Genomic DNA, 15,797 nt, shown 5'->3' with positions numbered 1-15,797 from the left:
GCGGACGCGGGTGGCGTCTTGGGACGGAAAGTTCGACCCCCCCGGGGCCGTATCTAACTGGCTCGACGGTGCCGCGTTCCAACCCGAATGCGACAACATTGCCCCTCCGTCGTCCGAAGCGTGGCCGGTTGACGGTGTTAACGGCCCCCTAAGCGGCAGGGTTAACCCTTCGTTGACCGTGCCACGCTTGGATCACGGGGCCGTCCCATTCTGGTCACGGCCGGCGTCGATAGGGCCGCCGCTTCCGAAAAAACCCGGCCGTCAGAGCCGGGCGGACGCAAGGACCGATCTGAAGAGGACCAATGATGGGGGTTTTCCCGGAGCCGGCGCGTTGCGCCGACGACGTGAGCCGACTCGTGCCGCCGACCCTGAACGGCACGGGCCATATCGAGGATGAAGCCGTGGCATGGCTGCCGCGGGCCGGACGCGGGACAGGGCGCCGGTCACTTCGCCGCACCGGCCTCGGCCGGATTTCCGGGACGCTGGCCCTGGGGCTCGTCGCCGGGCTCGGCCTGCCGCAGGCCGCCTTCGCGCCGGCGTATTTCGCCCCGGCCGCCCAGGCCCACGACCGGATCGACACCAGCCCGCGCGCCGCTCAGGTGCTCGCACAGACGGCTTCCCAGCCCGCGGCCCCGACCGTCGCGCCGGACGAGCCTGTCCAGAACACCTGGAACGGCCTGCCGGTTCCCGAGCAGGAGCCCGCCACCACGGCGCTGATCCAGGAAGACCTCGCGGCCCTGCCGCGGGTGACGCAGGAGCAGGGTCAGGACGCGGTCAAGTTCGGCGAGCGCAGCGTGCCGCGCAAGGTGGTCGACACGATCGTCAAGGCCTCCGACGAGGCTGGCGTCGACCCCGTCTACATGATGGCGCTGGCCGACAAGGAATCGAGCTTCGACACGGACGCGAAGGCGGCGACCTCCTCGGCGGCGGGCCTGTTCCAGTTCGTGGCCCGCACCTGGCTGGAGATGATCCGTGATTACGGCGCCCGCTACGGGCTCGCCGAGGAGGCCGCCGCCGTGAAGGGCCGGGGCGCCGCGATCACCGTCACGGGCAGCATGCGCGGCCGGGTGCTCGGCCTGCGCAACGACCCGCGCGTCGCCGCCCTGATGGCGGCCGAGCTGATCAAGCGCGACCGTGAGCGGATCGAGGCCCGGGTCGGGCGTGCGCTGACCACGACCGAGCTGTACCTCGCCCATTTCCTCGGGACTGCGAGCGCCGGGCGCTTCCTGTCGCTCTCCTCCGAGAAGCCCGACGAGGTCGCAGGGCGCGAGTTCCGCACCGCGGCGCGGGCCAATCGCAGCCTGTTCACCGCGAAGACGGGCGGCAAGCGCCGGAGCCTGACCGTCGCGGAACTGCACGGACGGATCGACGACATGATCGACCGGCGGCTGACCCGCTACCAGGGCGTCGCGGCGGTCGCCGAGGCGCTCGACAAGGGCCAGTCCCAGAACGAGATCGTCAGCGCCGAGGAAACGGCGCCGGTGGCCGGCAACCGCCGCGTCGAGGTGACGGAGGCGTTGCCGCCGGACGGCGTGTGAGGATCGCGCAGGGGAAGCGGATCCTGTTGAGGCGCTCGATCGTCTCAATCGGGGCGCGGGGGGCTTCCAACGCGCCTCCCGCTCCCTTCAGGTCAGGGGACCCGAACCCGAACCCGAATCCGGGGCTCCGGCGCCGGAGCCACCGGATGATTTCCGCCAATCCGGGTGGGCGGGCGCGGCGCCTCGGGATGACGTCCAGCCAAGCCGATCCGCCTCAATGGCCCCCGGCCGGCGCCCCGCCGCCGAGCTTGACGCTCTTCAGGCTCAGCGCCAGCGGGACCGCGCAGGCGGCGACGAGGCCGAGCACCCAGAACACGTCGATATAGGCCCAGTACGCCACCTGGGTGCTGAGCACGCTCCCGATCCACGCGGTCGCCTGGCTCTGGGCCTCGACGCCGGCATAGCCGTGCTCGGAGAAGTACTGCGTCGCCTGCCGCATGGTCTCCTGATAGGCCGGCGCGGTCGGGTTGACGCTCTCCACCAGGCGGCTCTGATGGAACTGGCTCCGGTAGGCCAGGATGTTCTGGGCCAGCGAGACGCCCATCGAGCCGCCGACATTGCGGGCGACGTTGATCAGCGCCGAGGCCTGATCGGTCTGGTCCTTGCGGATCCCCTCGTACGAGGCCGAGGTGATCGACAGGAACACCATCGGCAGGCCGATCCCGATATAGACCCGCGACCACGCGAAGAACGAGAACGTCGTGGAGCCGTCGAGCCGCGTCAGGTCGACCATGCCCAAAGCCACGATGGTCATGCCGGCGGCGATCAGCCATTTCGGCTGCACGTAGGCGGAGACGCGGCCGGTGAGGAACATCATCACCACCGTGACGATGCCCCCCGGACCGAGCACGAGCCCCGACAGCGTGGCGGTGTAGCCGTAATATTCCTGCGTGATCTGCGGGATGAACTGCGTGGTGGCGATCAGGATCGCCCCGGTGAACATCATCACCAGGAAGCAGGAGCCGAACTGGCGGTTGCCGATGAGGCGGAGATCGACGGCCGGGTTCTTCTTGGTCAGGAGCCAGGGGATCATGGCCACGAACGACACGACCATCAGCACGCCGGAGACGTTCATCAGCGTCGAGGTCCCGAACCAGTCCTTCCGCTGGCCCTCGTCGAGGATCACCTCCAGCGAGCCGAGGAACAGGGCGACCAGCACGAAGCCGACGATGTCGAAGCGGATCCCCTTCCGGACCAGCGCACGGCGCTCCTTCTTGGCCGCCGCGCTGTCCTCGATGAGCCAGTACATCAGCCCGAGAGCGATGACCCCCACCGGACCGTTGATCAGGAAGCACCAGTGCCAGGAGGCGTTGTCGGAGAGCCAGCCGCCGAGGGTCGGGCCGATCACCGGGGCCACCACGATGGCGACGCCGTAGAGCGCGAAGGCCTGGCCGCGCTTCTCGGGCGGGAAGGAATCCGCCAGGATCGACTGGGCGAGCGGCGCCATGCCGCCGCCGCCGAGCCCCTGCAGCACCCGGAACAGCAGAAGGGATTCCAGGCTCCAGGCGAAGCCGCACAGGATCGACGAGACGGTGAACAGGGCCACCGACCACATGAAGAACGCCTTGCGGCCGTAGCGCTTGGCCAGGAAGCTCGACGCCGTGAGCGTGATCGCGTTGGCCACGAGGTAACTCGTCACCACCCAGGCGGCCTCGTCGGGGCCGACCGCGAGGCCGCCCGAGATGTAGCGCAGCGCCACGTTGGCGATGGTGGTGTCGAGCACCTCCATGAAGGTCGCCAGCGCCACCACGCCGGCGATCAGCCACGGATTGTGGCCACCCGGCGCCTTCGCGGATTCCGTGCCGCCTCGCGCCTTGCTTCCTTGCGTCTTGCCTCCTTGCGCCTTGCCCGTGTTCGGCTTGCGTCCGGACGCGGCCGCACCGGTCCCGCCGGCCATGGCGCTCACCGCACCGTAACGGTCGGGACGATCGACATACCCGGGCCGATCGACACGTCCGTCGGCCAGTTCTTGACCACGATCTTGACCGGGATGCGCTGGGTCACCTTCACGTAATTGCCGGTGGCATTCTGCGCCGGCAGCAGGCTGAAGGCCGTACCCGAGCCCGGCTGCACCGAAGCCACCGTCCCCTGGATCTTGCGGCCCGGATAGGCGTCGATCTCGATGTCGACCGGCTGGTCCGGCCGCATGTCGGTGATCTGGGTCTCCTTGAAGTTCGCCGTGACCCAGATGTCGTCGGGCACGAACATCGCCAGGCTCTGGCCGGCCTGGGCGAGCTGGCCGATGCCGCCGGTCAGCCGCACGACGCGGCCGGCCTGCACGGCGCGGACCGTCGTGTAGCCGAGGTTCAGTTCGGCCTGCTCCACCTGTGCCCGGTCGCGGGCGAGCTGCGCCTGGGTCGAGGCCTTCTGCGCCTGGAGGGCGCCGATCTGCTTCTGGGCCGCCACCACGCTCGCCTGGGCGCTCTGCAGGGAGGCCTGCCGCTGCTGCAGCGTCGAGGTCGCCGATTGCGATTGCTGGATCGAGCCGGAGCCGCGCTCGGCGAGGTCCTTGTAGCGGGCCGCATCCTCCTGGGCGAACTTCAGCGCCGCCTCGGCGGTGGCGACCTGCGCCTTGGACACGTCGATGTTGGCGTATTGCGCCTGGATCTGCGCGTCGATGTTTTTGATGCCGGCCTCGTCGGCCTCGATCTGCGCCTTCGCCTGATCGAGGGCGATCTGATAGTCGCGCTGGAAGATCTGGAACAGGATCTGGCCGGCCTCGACGTGCTGGTTGTCGGTGACCGGCACATCGACGAGGTAGCCGCCGACCTTCGGCTGGACCGCAATGCTGCGCGCGTCGACGAAGGCATCGTCGGTGCTCTCGTAGGGGTGCATGTACAGCAGCCAGTAGAAGAACACGCCGACGCACAGCGCGACGACCGCGAGGCCGCCGAGCAGGAACGCGAACGGGTGGCGCCGCAGGACGTTCGGGCGCCGGGCGTCGTCCTCGCCGTCGTCGGCATCTTCCGCGGCGTCGTCGGATTGGCCGTCCTGCGCCTCTGCGTCGTCGGCCGCATCCTCCGTGCCCGGCTTGCGGCCGGTCTCCTGGGCGGCGCCAACGTCCCCGGCGGGCTTGGCTCGGCCGAGATCCAGCACGTCCCGTTCGCGGGCGGCCGGACGGCCGTCGGCGGGATGCGGGCGCGCCTCACCCTCGGAGGAAGGCCGCTGATCGTCAAACATGGGAAGTCGCCGCCCGATGGCCGGTCACCGCACGGTGACCGGGCTTGTCGCATCGCCCGCCTCAGGCAGCAAAAGCCGGCCGCAGGCTCAAGGTTCCATGCGCGGAGCGGGCCACCGGAACGCAGGCGGCCCTGCGGCGTTCTGCGCCCGGAACCTTTGCCGTTCTCGGGCACCGAGCCCAGGAGTACGCCATGACGCACAGCCCATCCCCGACCCCGCAGAGCCCCGGCTCCGGCTCCGGCTCGCCGACCTCGCCCACCGGCATCCCGCTCGTCGGCGTCGCCCGCCTCGACGCCATGAGCGCGGCGCTGGCGCGGAACTGGTGGCTCGTGGCGCTGCGCGGCGTCATCGCGATCCTGTTCGGTGTCATCGCGTTCGTCGCCCCGGGCGCCTTCGTGCTCTCCCTGGTGCTGTTCTTCGCCGCCTACATGCTTGCCGACGGTATCATCGCCATCGTGGGCGCGGTCCGCGCGGCGCAGCGTCACGAGCGCTGGGGCTTCCTGCTGCTCGAGGGCGTCGTCGACATCGTCGTGGGCGTCGCCGCGGCTCTGGTGCCGGCCGCGGCCGTCTGGGCCTTCGTGCTGCTGCTCGCCGTGTGGGCGCTTGTGACCGGCGGCCTGATGATCGCGGCCGCCTTCCGCCTGCATCTGCATTACGGCCGGTGGTGGCTCGTCCTCGGCGGGGTCGTGTCGATCCTGTTCGGCCTCGCGCTGCTCATCAACCCGGGCATGTCGGCCCTGGTGCTGACGTGGTGGATCGGCTCCTACACCTTCGCCTTCGGCATCCTGCTGCTGATCCTGGCCTTCCAGCTGCGCAGCCGGCACGGGGCGGCCGCGGGGCCGGGAACGCCGCTCGGCCGGTGAGCCGGTCCCGAACCGGATCGGGCCCCGTGGCCCGATCCACACGGTCGCGGTGCGATCGACGCGCCGGCCGCCCTGCGTCCCCGCACGCGCGGGACACGGGATCGGATGCGGCCTAGAAGGCTCCCTCGACCGGATCGATCGGTCCCGGAACCCGAACCACGATGACGCCCGACGCGCCGGAACGCGCCCCGGCCGACGGGCCGAACCCGCCGAAGCCGGCTCCAGCCGCCGAGTCCCCGGACCCGCGCCTCGCCGCCCGCGAGGCCGGGCGCGCCGCGCGCGACCTGGCCCGGCATCTCCGGACCCTGGTGACCGCGGCCGGCCTTGGCCTCGCGCGCGGTGGCCGGGCCATTTCCGCCCGCGCGGCGGCGCGGGCGCGCACGCGGGCGGCTTCGGTCGAGAGGCCGGCCGACACCGCTGTCCCGGAGGTCGATGGGCGCGTCGAGCGGCGGGGCGCCCGGACGATCCTCGGCCGCCGGCACCCGGCCCTGCTCGCCGCCGGCCTGGTGATCCTGCTGCCGGTCCTGGCGCTGGCGGTCTACCTGTTCGCGGCCCTGGTGACCCTGCCGCCGCTCGGGGGCGCCGTGGTCGAGACCGGCCAGCGGGCGATCACCGTGGAGGCCGACGACGGCCGGGTCTTCGCCACCCGCGGCAGCTTCCGCGGCCAGAAGCTCACGGCGGCCGACCTGCCGCCGCACCTCGCCCAGGCGATCGTGGCGATCGAGGACCGCCGCTTCTACAGCCACTGGGGCATCGACCTGCGCGGCCTCGCCCGGGCGGCGTGGCGCAATCTCCGCGGCGGCGGCGTGCGCGAGGGCGGCTCGACCATCACCCAGCAATATGTCCGCCTGACCTCCCTCAACCAGGAGAAGACGCTCTGGCGGAAGGTGCAGGAAGCCTTCCTGGCGCTGCGGGTCGAATCGACGATGAGCAAGGACGCGATCCTGCTCGGCTATCTCGATTCCGCCTATTTCGGCGCCGGCGCCTACGGGGCGGACGCGGCGGCGCGGCGCTATTTCGGCAAGCCCGCCAAGGCCCTGAACCTGCCGGAATCGGCGATGCTGGCCGGGCTGGTGCGGGCGCCCTCGCAGCTCGCCCCGACCCGCAACCTCGGCGGCGCCAAGGAGCGGGCCGACGTGGTGCTCCAGGCCATGGTCGAGACCGGCGCGATCACGCAAGCAGAGGCCGACGCCGCGCGCAAGCAGAGCGTGACCCTGAAATCGCCCCCTGAGGCGCCGCCCGGCACCAACTACTTCCTCGACATGATCGCGGGCGACGTGAAGCGCCTCGCCGGCACCGACGGCGACATGACGGTGCGCTCGACCCTCAACCTCGACCTGCAGAGTCTCGCCGAGGGCGTCGTCGCCCGCCGGCTCGACAAGGACGGCGCCCGCCGCAAGGTCGGCCAGGCCGCCATGGTGGTGCTGTCGAAGGAGGGCGCGATCCTCGCCATGGTCGGCGGCCGCGACTACGAGGACAGCCAGTTCAACCGCGCCGTCCAGGCCAAGCGCCAGCCCGGCTCCCTGTTCAAGCTCCTCGTCTACCTGACGGCCTACGAGAAGGGCTACACGCCGGAATCCGTGATGGTCGACCGTCCGGTCCAGATCGGCGACTGGGACCCGGAGAACGACGACGGGCGCTACCGCGGGCCGGTGCCGCTGCGGACCGCCTTCGCGCTCTCGATCAACACCGTAGCGGCCCAGCTCGGGCAGGATGTCGGCATCCCGGCGGTGATCGCCACCGCGCGCAAGCTCGGGATCCAGTCGGACCTGCCGAACGTGCCGAGCCTCGTTCTCGGCTCGGGCGCGGTGAGCCTCCTGGAGATGGCCCGCGCCTACGGCTCGGTCCTGTCCGGGCGCACGCCGCTCCAGGCCTACGGCATCCAGGCGATCCGCGGGGCCGCGCCGCAGCCGCTTTACGTCCGTGCCGACGCGGCCCCGGGCCAGACGTTGGCGCAGGGGCCGCGCACCATGATGCTCGACTCGCTCCAGGCGGTGGTGGAATCCGGCACCGGCCGCGCCGCGCGGGTGCCGGGGCAGATCATCGGCGGCAAGACGGGCACGAGCCAGGACTTCCGCGATGCGTGGTTCGTCGGGATGACCCCCGACCTCGTGGTCGGGATCTGGGTTGGCAACGACGACGACAGCCCGATGAACCGCATGTTCGGCGGCGAGATGCCGGCCGGGATCTTCCACGACTTCATCCAGCGCGCCTCCGAGAAGCTCGCCAAGGGCAAGCCCCGCCCCTCGGCGGAGCGGGCCGAGCCGCCCCGGGCGCCGGCGCCGGCCCCCACGGTCGAGCCGGCCGCGGCCGGCGAGGTCCGCGGCGTGCCGGAGGTGATCGACACCGGCACCCTCAACCTGCGCGGACGGGTCGTGCGCCTCCTCGGCGTCGTCGGCGAGCGCGGCCATCTCGCCCGCCAGCTCGCCAGCTACCTGCGCCGCCGCGAGGTGGTCTGCTCCGGCCTCTCCGACGGGGCCACGGCCCGCTGCCGCATCGAGGGCGACGACCTCGCCGGGCTGATCCTGGCGGCGGGCGGCGCACGGGCCACGGAGGACGCGCCCCCGGACCTCCTGGGCGCGGAGGAGCAGGCCCGCGCCGAGCGGGTCGGCCTGTGGGGCCGGTGAGGGCTTAGGCCACCTGGAGCTTCGCCAGCGTCCGCGGGTCGGGGACGCCGTCGAAGTAGCGCGCCAGCGCCGCGGCGAAGAGCGGCTCCTCGGGCGCGGCGCGGTCGAACAGCGTCATGCTGGAGCGGAACTTCAGATCGTCGGGCGACCCGAAGATCGCGTGGGCCGAGCGCCCGTCGACGGCGTTGACGGCGGCCGTGCAGGCGCGCAGGCGCGCGCCCAGCACCGGATGCGCCGCATAGGCCTCGGCCTCCGCCAGGGATCCGATCGCGTAGCGCTGCGCCATCGGGCTCGACCCGAGCCCGGCGATCTGCGGGAAGACGAACCACATCCAGTGGCTGCGCTTCGCACCGGCCCGCAATTCCGCCAGCGCGCATTCGTAGATCTCCTCCTGCGCGTCGACGAAGCGGCCGAGTTGGTGGCTTTCGGTCATGGCGCTGCTCCGGTGCTCGGTCCCGCTCCGTCAACGACGTTGCGCCGGTCACGGATGCAGGCTGCGGAGACGGGCGGCCCCGATGGGTGTAAGGGCGGCCCATGCTCGGAACGCTTGTCGCCTTCATGGTCGCGAACCCCGCGATGAGCCACGCCCTGACGGCCACCCTCGAGACTGCCGGCCTGGCGGCCGCGCTGATCCTGCTGCGCAGTCCCCGCCCCGAAGGCATCGCGGCGCTGGCGGTCTCGACCTATTACTATGGCCGCGAGGCCGGGCAGCGGGAACACGACCTCAAGCATGCCGGCTGGGATGCCGTGCAGGCGCATCTCGGCGCCGAGTTCCTGTACGGGTGGTCGCTGCCGAACCTGCAGCAATGGGTGGCGCCGACCTGCGCCGCCTGGGTGGTGGCGGGGGCGATCTACCTGATCCGGTCACGGATGGCGCGCGCGGCGCCCCTTCAGCCGCCGCGCCGCGGGCGCTTCTGACGAGCCGCCCGGCCATCCGTCGCGCGATCAGGCGCGGCGCCGGGCGCCGCGTTCAGGCGTGGGTGAACGGACCATCCGACGGCCCGATCTCGCTGCGGTCGCCGAGAAGCCGCCGGCCCGAGGCGATGATCTGGACCGTCTCGCGGCTGCCGCATTGCCGCCGTGCCAGGGCTTCCAGGTCGCGCAGGTAGTCGATCACCGGACCCCGCTGCCGGTCGCCCCGGCCGATCACCGGCTCGACCTTGGCGGTCACAAGCCCGGCCACCGTGTCCCAGAACTCCGCCGGTCGGATCGCGGCATCGCCAGTCGAAGGGTCGTGCATCGCTCGTCTCCTCCTGCCTCGCGGCGCTCGTTGTCGGACGTTTCCCCCGCCGGTGCATTGACCCATGTTGAAGGCAGCACCCCGATCCGTGCCGGCGCCGGGGGGCTCGCGGCATCGTCATCCGCGCCCGGGCGGATCCGGTGGGCCGCGTCCGGTGCGACGCCCATAACGGATCGTGCCGCCGCGCAATTGTTTCGCATGGACGACAGGGAGACCGTATGCCCGCGGACGCTGTGCCATCGCATGACCGCCCCGCCGCCGCACCCGCGGCGCAGGCCGGCTCGTCCGCCCCCGTGACGCCCCCGTGACGCTGCCGCGCCGGCACAGGCCCCCGCGCGCGCGTCGGCGCCGACATCGCGCCGGCGTGACATCTGCGAAGACCTCGCGCGAAGGCCCTCGCGAAGACCTTGGACGGAGACAACCGCATGCCGCAGATCACAGTCGGAGGGATCGGGTTCCGCTACCTCCTCGAGGGGCCGGAAGGCGCTCCCGCCGTCGCATTCTCGAACTCGCTGGGTGCGACCCTGGAGATGTGGGACGCGCTTGTGCCGGCCCTGACCGGGCGCTACCGCACCTTGCGCTACGACACGCGCGGCCACGGCGGCTCGGAAACCCGGGATCAGCCCATCACGGTGACGGATCTGGCCGGTGACCTCGCGGGGCTGCTCGACGCCCTCGGAATCGGCAGGGCCCATCTGGTGGGCCTCTCCCTCGGCGGCATGACCGTGCAGGCCCTCGCGAGCGCCGAGCCCGAACGCGCGCTCAGCGCCACCCTGATGGCGACGGCGGCCCACATGCCGAGCCCGCAGAGCTGGGAGGAGCGCGCCGCGACCGTTCGCGCCCGGGGACTGGCGGCCGTGGTCGAGGCGACGCTCGGGCGCTGGTTCACGCCCGGCTTCGCGCAGCGCGATCCTGCGGCGATCCAGGCGATCCGTGAACGCTTCGTCGCCTGCGATCCGGCGGGCTACGCGGTGTGCTGCGGGGCGATCGGGTGCATGGATCTCCGGCCGGCGCTCTCCGCGATCACCGCGCCGACCCTGGTGATCGCCGGGCGCGACGACCCTTCGACACCCCCGGCCATGGCCGAGGAGATCTGCGCCGGCATCGCCCAGGCCGAACTCCTCGTCCTGCCCCACGCCGCCCATCTGCTGGCCGTCGAGCGCGCCGAGGCCGTCGGAGGCTATCTGCGGGCCTTCCTCGACCGCGCGTCGCGGGACGCCTAGGCAGCCCTCCGGGCCGCTCCGGTCGATGATGGCGGGCAGCGCCGCATCGACCGGTTGCCGCGGGAATCCCGTTTCAGTGACAGGATAGGCCGGCTTCCGCGGGCGACATCCCCCGCGCCAGCCGACGCCCGGTATGCAGCAGGGCCTGTCGGATAAGGGTCACGGTCGTCGGATCGCCGTCCTGAACCGCCAGACGATAGGCGACGATCAGCGTGTCGCCGATCTCGCCGAGCAGGTCCGCGGCGCCCGCATCGGCGGCCTGCCCGTCCCCTTCGGCGCCCAGGGCGGGCGCATCCTCCGCCGATGGCCGTGCGGCGTCCCCGTGCGGCGCCTCCGCGATGGCGCACAGATCCGCGAGCCCGAACCTGTTCGCTCCGTCTTCCGGTGGGTCGTTGCGCATCGTCTTGGCCCCTCAACCATCGTGAGGTTGCACTCACAGGTTGAGAAGCGTCAACCGGCCTCCGGGCCGTCCATGAGCGGTCGAGCGTCGCAGCCCGATTGCGCCGCGCGGCTATCGGGCAGGCCCGTCCGGGACCTGGCTGCAGGGCGGGAACAGGGGACGGGGGATAGAGGATTTTCGGGCCGCAGCCGAACCGGGTTGAGGATGGGGCTGCGAATTTACCCGTGGTTAACCACAACTTTTACGTGCAGAATCGGTCCTGCAGAGCCCCGCGCGAAGGTGAAGGCCCTGTCGAACGCAGAAGGGCTCCCGCGGCCATCTCCGCGGGAGCCCTTCTCATCGGTGCTCCACTGGGAGCGACCGGCCCGTTTTACTTGATGAGGGCGATGAGAGCCTTGCCGGCCTTGGAGTTCAGCTCCTTGGCATCGAGGGTGCCGTCATTGTCCGGATCGGCCATCTTGAAGCGCTCGCCGACCGCCGCGAGGTACTCCTTCTTGTCGAGGGTGCCGTCGCTGTCCGGATCGGCCCGCTTCACGCCGGCCTGGCTGAGGCGGCCCTTCAGCTCGCGGGCGTCGAGGGTCCCGTCGGCGTCCTTCTCGAGACGATCGAAGGTCGCGGAGGCCACCGCCTCCACTTCCTTCATGTCGACGGTGCCGTCGTTGTCGGTGTCGATCATCTTGACGGCGCTCGCTCCGCCCATCGGCTTCGCCAGCGCGGCCGGAGCAGAGAGGCCGCACACCGCGAGGGTCACTGCCGCGAAGCCACTGATGAAACGAAGGGTCATTGCCAGATGCTCCCGAAAAATTATGCCCGATCTTCCTAGTCGCCGACTCCTCATGCTGCAAGTGCGAAATTGCGCCCCGGGGGCAGATCGGTGCGGCTCAGAGGGCACAGACATAGAGAAAGGGGCCGGCTGCAGCCGACCCCTGAAGAGAGCGCATAGTCGCCGGACGGCGCGCGGCGGCGCGTTTCAGTATCCGTCGCCGGGCCGAATCATCGGAGCTTTACCGAATCACGGCCGGCGGCCCGGGCGATCCGCGAGAGAGGCGCCGGCGCCCCGGCGGGACAGCACGGGGCGCCGCTCCGCCCGGCAAGACGGATCCCGAAAGCCCTAAGCGGCCGCGGGACCGCCGCCCGGGACAATCCTCACCGCACGTCCGGTCAGGCGAGGGTCGCGAGATCCTGGAACCAGTGCTGCGCCTGGATGTAGTTCTTCACCCGCGGCGAAAGCGCGTGCGGATTGGTGTCGTGGACCACCCAGACCTGCACGGCATCGTCGACGACGATCTCGTGGATGCGCGCCAGCAGCCTGTTCTGCTCAGCCACATCGAGGCTCGCCTTGACCTTGTCGCAGAGGGCGTCGACCTCGGGATTGCGGTAATGGCTCCAGTTCACCCCGTTCGGGGCGATCTGCCGCGAATCGTAGAAGCGCAGGATCGCGTAGAACGGGTCCGAGGTGACGTAGGCGATGTTGCCGGCGCTCACGCCCTTGAGGCTCGGATCCGCGGCGCCCTGGCGCCACGCGGTGTAGGCCACCTCCAGCTCGACGGTCTTGAACTCCACCTGGATGCCGACCTCCGCCCAGCTCTGCTGGACGAACTCGTTGATCGGCAGCGACAGCATCTGCCCCGTCCCCCCGGTCGGGATCAGCACCGTGGCCTTCACGGGGTTCTTGACCGAGTAGCCGGCCTCCTCGACGAGTTTGCGGGCCTGATCCACGTCGGTCTTGATCTTGAAGCTCGGCTTGCCGAACCACGGGCTCGATTCCTGCACCTGCCCGACGGCCGGCTGGGCGAGGCCGCCCATCAGTTCGACGACGCCCGCGCGGTCGATGGCGAGGTTGGCGGCCTTGCGCAGGCGCAGGTCGCGCCAGGGAGAGCCCTCCAGCATAGACAGGTGGTAGTTCCAGACATGGGGCGTCTCGTTGCCCACCACCCGCATGCCGGCGGCCTTCAGGCGCGGCACCGCGTCGGGCGCGGGCGATTCGATCAGGTCGACGCTGCCCGACAGGAGCGCGTTCACCCGGGCGAGATCCTCGGGCACGCAGGTGAGGGTCAGCTTCGCGAGCTTCGGGACCCGCTTCGGGTTCCAGTAGCCGACGTTCGGCAGCAACTCGAGGCGCACCCGCGGCACCAGCTGCCCCAGCCGGAACGGCCCGGTCCCCGAGGGGTCGAAGGCGAACTTCGCCCAGTCCTTCCCGACCTTCTCGTACTGCGCCGGCGATGAGATCAGGAACCAGAGCATCTGGTAGGGGAACAGGCTGTCGGGCGTCTTCGTGACGACCTGGACGGTCTTCGCGTCGAGCTTCCGGTAGCTCGCGACCCCGGGCAGGCGCGGCCGGACCTGGGCGGCCTGCCGCTGGTCGAAATGCGGCGCCTCCTTGTTCAGCACCTTGTCGAAGTTCCAGATCACCGCGTCGGCATCGAAGGTCGAGCCGTCGTGGAAGGCCACGCCCTCCCGCAGGTGGAAGGTCCAGACCTTGGGATCGGCCGGATCGGCCTCCCAGGCGGTGGCGAGCCCGGGCACCATCCGGCCCGGCCGGTCCGCGACGTCGAGTTCCCAGGCGACCAGGGGATCGTAGAGGGTCAGGCCGGTGAACTGGTAGCCGCCGGCCCCCCGGTCGGGCTGACCGGTGGTGAGCGGCAGGTCGGTCATCGAGATGCCGTAGGTCAGGGTGCCGGGGGCCGCGCCCTGCGCGCCGGCCCGGCCCGCCGCCCCGAGCGCGGCGAGGGCGACGCCCCCGGCCATCAGGGATCGGCGTGTCGGCTTGATCGGGTCCATCGTGTCTCTCGGCTGAAGGCGCGGGCGTCGCAGGGCGCGGCACACGCCTTCAGGCGCGCGGCGGCGCTGTCCGGACCGTGCCCCCATGCGGCACACCGAATGATGCATGCATCATGCCCGACGGGCCGGGCCCCGGGTCTGCTCCGGTCAGACCTCCCAGACCTGGCCGGGTCTGAGGGCGAGGAACCGCCCGGGCGCGATGCCGGCCCCGCCGAGGGCGGCCGTCAGCGCCTCCGCGGGCCGCTCGACGCCCTCGTCGGTGAGTTGGAACGTGCCCCAGTGGTGGCCGAGGGCCTGCTCGGCGCCGAGCAGCGCGAAGGCCCTCACCGCCTCGGCCGGATCGACATGCTGGGCCTGCATGAACCAGCGCGGCTCGTAGGCCCCGATCGGCAGCGTCGCGAGGCGGGGCGGCCCGAAGCGGGCCCGTATGTCGGAAAAGAGCGATCCGTCGCCGAAGCCGGTATCGCCGACGTGGTAATGCACGCCGCGGGGCGAGGTGATCACGAAGGCGCACCACAGCGCCATCCGCCGGTCGTTCACGCCCCGGGCCGACCAGTGGTTGGCGGGCACGAGATGGACCTGCAGGCCGTCGCCGAGATCGACCGACTGCCCCCAGTCGCGGGTCTCGACATGCATCGTGTCGTCGTAGCCGCGCAGGATCGTGTCGTTGCCCAGCGGCGCCACGATCAGCGGCTGGTGCGCCTGCCAGATCCGGGCGAGGCTCGGCCCATCGAGATGGTCGTAGTGATTGTGGGTGACCAGCACCGCATCGATGGGCGGCAGGTCGGCGAAGGCGATGCCCGGCGGGTTGACGCGCTTCGGCCCGGCGAACCGGACCGGGCTCGCACGCTTGGCGAAAACCGGATCGATCAGGATGTTCCGGCCGGCGACCTGCACGAGGTAGCTCGCATGGCCGATCAGCACGACCCGCAGGCCCGCCACGCGCTCGGGCGGCCGGTCGGCGGGATAGGGGCTGGGAAAACTCTTCGGCCAGGGCTCGCGCTGCCGCTTGGCCTGCCAGCGCAGCACGTCGGACAGCGCCTTGTCGGTGGCCTGCTCCGGCAGGAAGAACCGCAGACCGTCGAAATGGTCGGAGGTCGGGCCGCGGTAATAGGGATTCCGGCCGCGCCGGTGCGCGGCATAGCCGACACCGCCGAGCGTCATGACCGTGGCCGCACTCGCGACCGTGAGCAGGCTGCGCCGTTTCATGGATCCGAGATGGCCGGATCCGGGGGCCGGTCAAGCGCCCGGGTGGCGCGACGGGGAGCCTCAGGCGCCTGCGGGACGCCGCCGGCTCACTCCACCATCTCGGCGGCGAGCGACAGGCGCGCCCGGTAGACGATCTTGCCGACGCCGTCGCGGACGCAGGCGACATAGTCCTGACGCTCGACATCCGGCAGCATGTCGCGGGCGATCGCCGACATGATGCGGGTCACCTTGGCGCGGGCGGCGGGGAGGTCCGGCAGGTCGAACCCGACCTCGTCATGGATCGGCTGCGAGCCGTCGTGCAGGTCGATGAAGAAGCGGGGCATCGGCTCGAAGCGTCTCAAAGAGAAGTCGTTCGCCGAGAAGATTGGTCTTGCTATGGTTAATGATGCCTTAAATTTCAGGTTTTGAGGCCGCTCGGTCGCTCGGCCGACGCCGCCGCTGCGACGGCCGGAGGGTGCGCATCGGGCAGTCCGGCGAAGGGCCCGTCCGGTGGATTGCGCCCGTCCTGGACCTGAAACCGACGAGCTTTTTTCGGGATGAAGGGCGGCCTGGAGATCCGCCGCCGCAGCGCCGATGGGCAGCGCGTTGGCCCGGGTTGGGCCCGTTCCGAGGGCCGGCTCGGCGCACGAGAGAACCGCGAGAGAGATTCGCGGGAGAAAACTAACGGAGCCGCGTCCGGCGCGGACGTCCCGGCCCGGACGAGCGAGGGCACGGGCTGCCTCGATCGGGCGACGAC

14 protein-coding genes are annotated in these 15,797 nt (G+C 71.1%); 5 read left to right on the top strand and 9 right to left on the bottom strand.

Annotated features, from left to right (window positions below):
• Positions 1 to 305: 305 nt before the first annotated feature.
• Positions 306 to 1,538: a transglycosylase SLT domain-containing protein gene (locus tag ABIC70_RS12460; protein ID WP_274927722.1), complete on the top strand. Its 1,233-nt coding sequence runs from the start codon at positions 306 to 308 to the stop codon at positions 1,536 to 1,538.
• Between the two features lie 214 nt (positions 1,539 to 1,752).
• Here the strand turns inward: ABIC70_RS12460 and ABIC70_RS12455 are convergent, their stop codons facing one another.
• Both ABIC70_RS12455 and ABIC70_RS12450 read right to left on the bottom strand, forming a co-directional pair.
• Entirely contained in the window at positions 1,753 to 3,435 is a 1,683-nt protein-coding gene (locus tag ABIC70_RS12455; protein WP_354439802.1) for a DHA2 family efflux MFS transporter permease subunit, read from the bottom strand.
• A gap of 5 nt (positions 3,436 to 3,440) precedes the next feature.
• Complete coding sequence (locus ABIC70_RS12450; protein ID WP_354439801.1) at positions 3,441 to 4,718, bottom strand: HlyD family secretion protein; 1,278 nt, start codon at positions 4,716 to 4,718, stop codon at positions 3,441 to 3,443.
• Positions 4,719 to 4,909: 191 nt separating this feature from the next.
• Between ABIC70_RS12450 and ABIC70_RS12445 the strand changes: the two genes are divergently transcribed.
• Positions 4,910 to 5,581, top strand: a complete 672-nt coding sequence (locus ABIC70_RS12445) for an HdeD family acid-resistance protein (protein ID WP_053609044.1) — start codon at positions 4,910 to 4,912, stop codon at positions 5,579 to 5,581.
• A gap of 161 nt (positions 5,582 to 5,742) precedes the next feature.
• Entirely contained in the window at positions 5,743 to 8,208 is a 2,466-nt protein-coding gene (locus tag ABIC70_RS12440) for a PBP1A family penicillin-binding protein (RefSeq protein ID WP_354439800.1), read from the top strand.
• 4 nt (positions 8,209 to 8,212) lie between these two features.
• Here the strand turns inward: ABIC70_RS12440 and ABIC70_RS12435 are convergent, their stop codons facing one another.
• Positions 8,213 to 8,641, bottom strand: coding sequence for a DUF1810 domain-containing protein (locus ABIC70_RS12435; protein ID WP_354439799.1), 429 nt, complete (start codon positions 8,639 to 8,641; stop codon positions 8,213 to 8,215).
• A gap of 101 nt (positions 8,642 to 8,742) precedes the next feature.
• Here ABIC70_RS12435 and ABIC70_RS12430 point away from each other — a divergent pair, with 101 nt between their 5' ends.
• A complete protein-coding gene (locus ABIC70_RS12430) occupies positions 8,743 to 9,126 on the top strand; it encodes a hypothetical protein (RefSeq protein ID WP_354439798.1) in 384 nt (127 codons plus the stop codon).
• 52 nt (positions 9,127 to 9,178) lie between these two features.
• On the opposite strand, the gene ABIC70_RS12425 is transcribed toward ABIC70_RS12430, so the two are convergent.
• Positions 9,179 to 9,448, bottom strand: coding sequence for a hypothetical protein (locus ABIC70_RS12425; RefSeq protein WP_043381144.1), 270 nt, complete (start codon positions 9,446 to 9,448; stop codon positions 9,179 to 9,181).
• A 425-nt stretch (positions 9,449 to 9,873) separates the two neighbouring features.
• Here ABIC70_RS12425 and pcaD point away from each other — a divergent pair, with 425 nt between their 5' ends.
• Positions 9,874 to 10,671 (top strand): 3-oxoadipate enol-lactonase, encoded by a 798-nt coding sequence (gene pcaD / locus ABIC70_RS12420; protein ID WP_279899002.1) that lies wholly within the window; start codon positions 9,874 to 9,876, stop codon positions 10,669 to 10,671.
• A 73-nt stretch (positions 10,672 to 10,744) separates the two neighbouring features.
• Here the strand turns inward: pcaD and ABIC70_RS12415 are convergent, their stop codons facing one another.
• The 5 genes from ABIC70_RS12415 to ABIC70_RS12395 form a co-directional block, all read right to left on the bottom strand.
• The gene (locus ABIC70_RS12415) at positions 10,745 to 11,071 is read right to left on the bottom strand and encodes a hypothetical protein (RefSeq protein ID WP_043381150.1); all 327 of its coding nucleotides are present in this window, start codon (positions 11,069 to 11,071) and stop codon (positions 10,745 to 10,747) included.
• A 370-nt stretch (positions 11,072 to 11,441) separates the two neighbouring features.
• Complete coding sequence (gene lanM / locus ABIC70_RS12410; protein ID WP_043349950.1) at positions 11,442 to 11,855, bottom strand: lanmodulin LanM; 414 nt, start codon at positions 11,853 to 11,855, stop codon at positions 11,442 to 11,444.
• Positions 11,856 to 12,232: 377 nt separating this feature from the next.
• A complete protein-coding gene (locus tag ABIC70_RS12405) occupies positions 12,233 to 13,852 on the bottom strand; it encodes an ABC transporter substrate-binding protein (protein WP_075380774.1) in 1,620 nt (539 codons plus the stop codon).
• A gap of 147 nt (positions 13,853 to 13,999) precedes the next feature.
• Positions 14,000 to 15,061, bottom strand: coding sequence for an MBL fold metallo-hydrolase (locus ABIC70_RS12400; protein WP_043349954.1), 1,062 nt, complete (start codon positions 15,059 to 15,061; stop codon positions 14,000 to 14,002).
• An 86-nt stretch (positions 15,062 to 15,147) separates the two neighbouring features.
• Entirely contained in the window at positions 15,148 to 15,384 is a 237-nt protein-coding gene (locus ABIC70_RS12395; RefSeq protein WP_043349956.1) for a DUF6894 family protein, read from the bottom strand.
• Between the last annotated feature and the right edge of the window lie 413 nt (positions 15,385 to 15,797).

It is taken from the genome of Methylobacterium sp. 1973 (assembly GCF_040545035.1).
In the GTDB taxonomy this organism is placed as follows: Bacteria; Pseudomonadota; Alphaproteobacteria; order Rhizobiales; family Beijerinckiaceae; genus Methylobacterium; species Methylobacterium fujisawaense.
Note: the sequence above shows the minus strand (reverse complement) of the source record. Positions and strands in the feature narration are given on the sequence as shown.

Excerpts from the sequence above, each read along its gene's own strand:
- ABIC70_RS12460 (WP_274927722.1), top strand. The coding sequence starts at position 306 with ATGGGGGTTTTCCCGGAGCCGGCGCGTTGCGCCGACGACGTGAGCCGA.
- ABIC70_RS12455 (WP_354439802.1), bottom strand. The coding sequence starts at position 3,435 with ATGGCCGGCGGGACCGGTGCGGCCGCGTCCGGACGCAAGCCGAACACG.
- ABIC70_RS12450 (WP_354439801.1), bottom strand. The coding sequence starts at position 4,718 with ATGTTTGACGATCAGCGGCCTTCCTCCGAGGGTGAGGCGCGCCCGCAT.
- ABIC70_RS12445 (WP_053609044.1), top strand. The coding sequence starts at position 4,910 with ATGACGCACAGCCCATCCCCGACCCCGCAGAGCCCCGGCTCCGGCTCC.
- ABIC70_RS12440 (WP_354439800.1), top strand. The coding sequence starts at position 5,743 with ATGACGCCCGACGCGCCGGAACGCGCCCCGGCCGACGGGCCGAACCCG.
- ABIC70_RS12435 (WP_354439799.1), bottom strand. The coding sequence starts at position 8,641 with ATGACCGAAAGCCACCAACTCGGCCGCTTCGTCGACGCGCAGGAGGAG.
- ABIC70_RS12430 (WP_354439798.1), top strand. The coding sequence starts at position 8,743 with ATGCTCGGAACGCTTGTCGCCTTCATGGTCGCGAACCCCGCGATGAGC.
- ABIC70_RS12425 (WP_043381144.1), bottom strand. The coding sequence starts at position 9,448 with ATGCACGACCCTTCGACTGGCGATGCCGCGATCCGACCGGCGGAGTTC.
- pcaD (WP_279899002.1), top strand. The coding sequence starts at position 9,874 with ATGCCGCAGATCACAGTCGGAGGGATCGGGTTCCGCTACCTCCTCGAG.
- ABIC70_RS12415 (WP_043381150.1), bottom strand. The coding sequence starts at position 11,071 with ATGCGCAACGACCCACCGGAAGACGGAGCGAACAGGTTCGGGCTCGCG.
- lanM (WP_043349950.1), bottom strand. The coding sequence starts at position 11,855 with ATGACCCTTCGTTTCATCAGTGGCTTCGCGGCAGTGACCCTCGCGGTG.
- ABIC70_RS12405 (WP_075380774.1), bottom strand. The coding sequence starts at position 13,852 with ATGGACCCGATCAAGCCGACACGCCGATCCCTGATGGCCGGGGGCGTC.
- ABIC70_RS12400 (WP_043349954.1), bottom strand. The coding sequence starts at position 15,061 with ATGAAACGGCGCAGCCTGCTCACGGTCGCGAGTGCGGCCACGGTCATG.
- ABIC70_RS12395 (WP_043349956.1), bottom strand. The coding sequence starts at position 15,384 with ATGCCCCGCTTCTTCATCGACCTGCACGACGGCTCGCAGCCGATCCAT.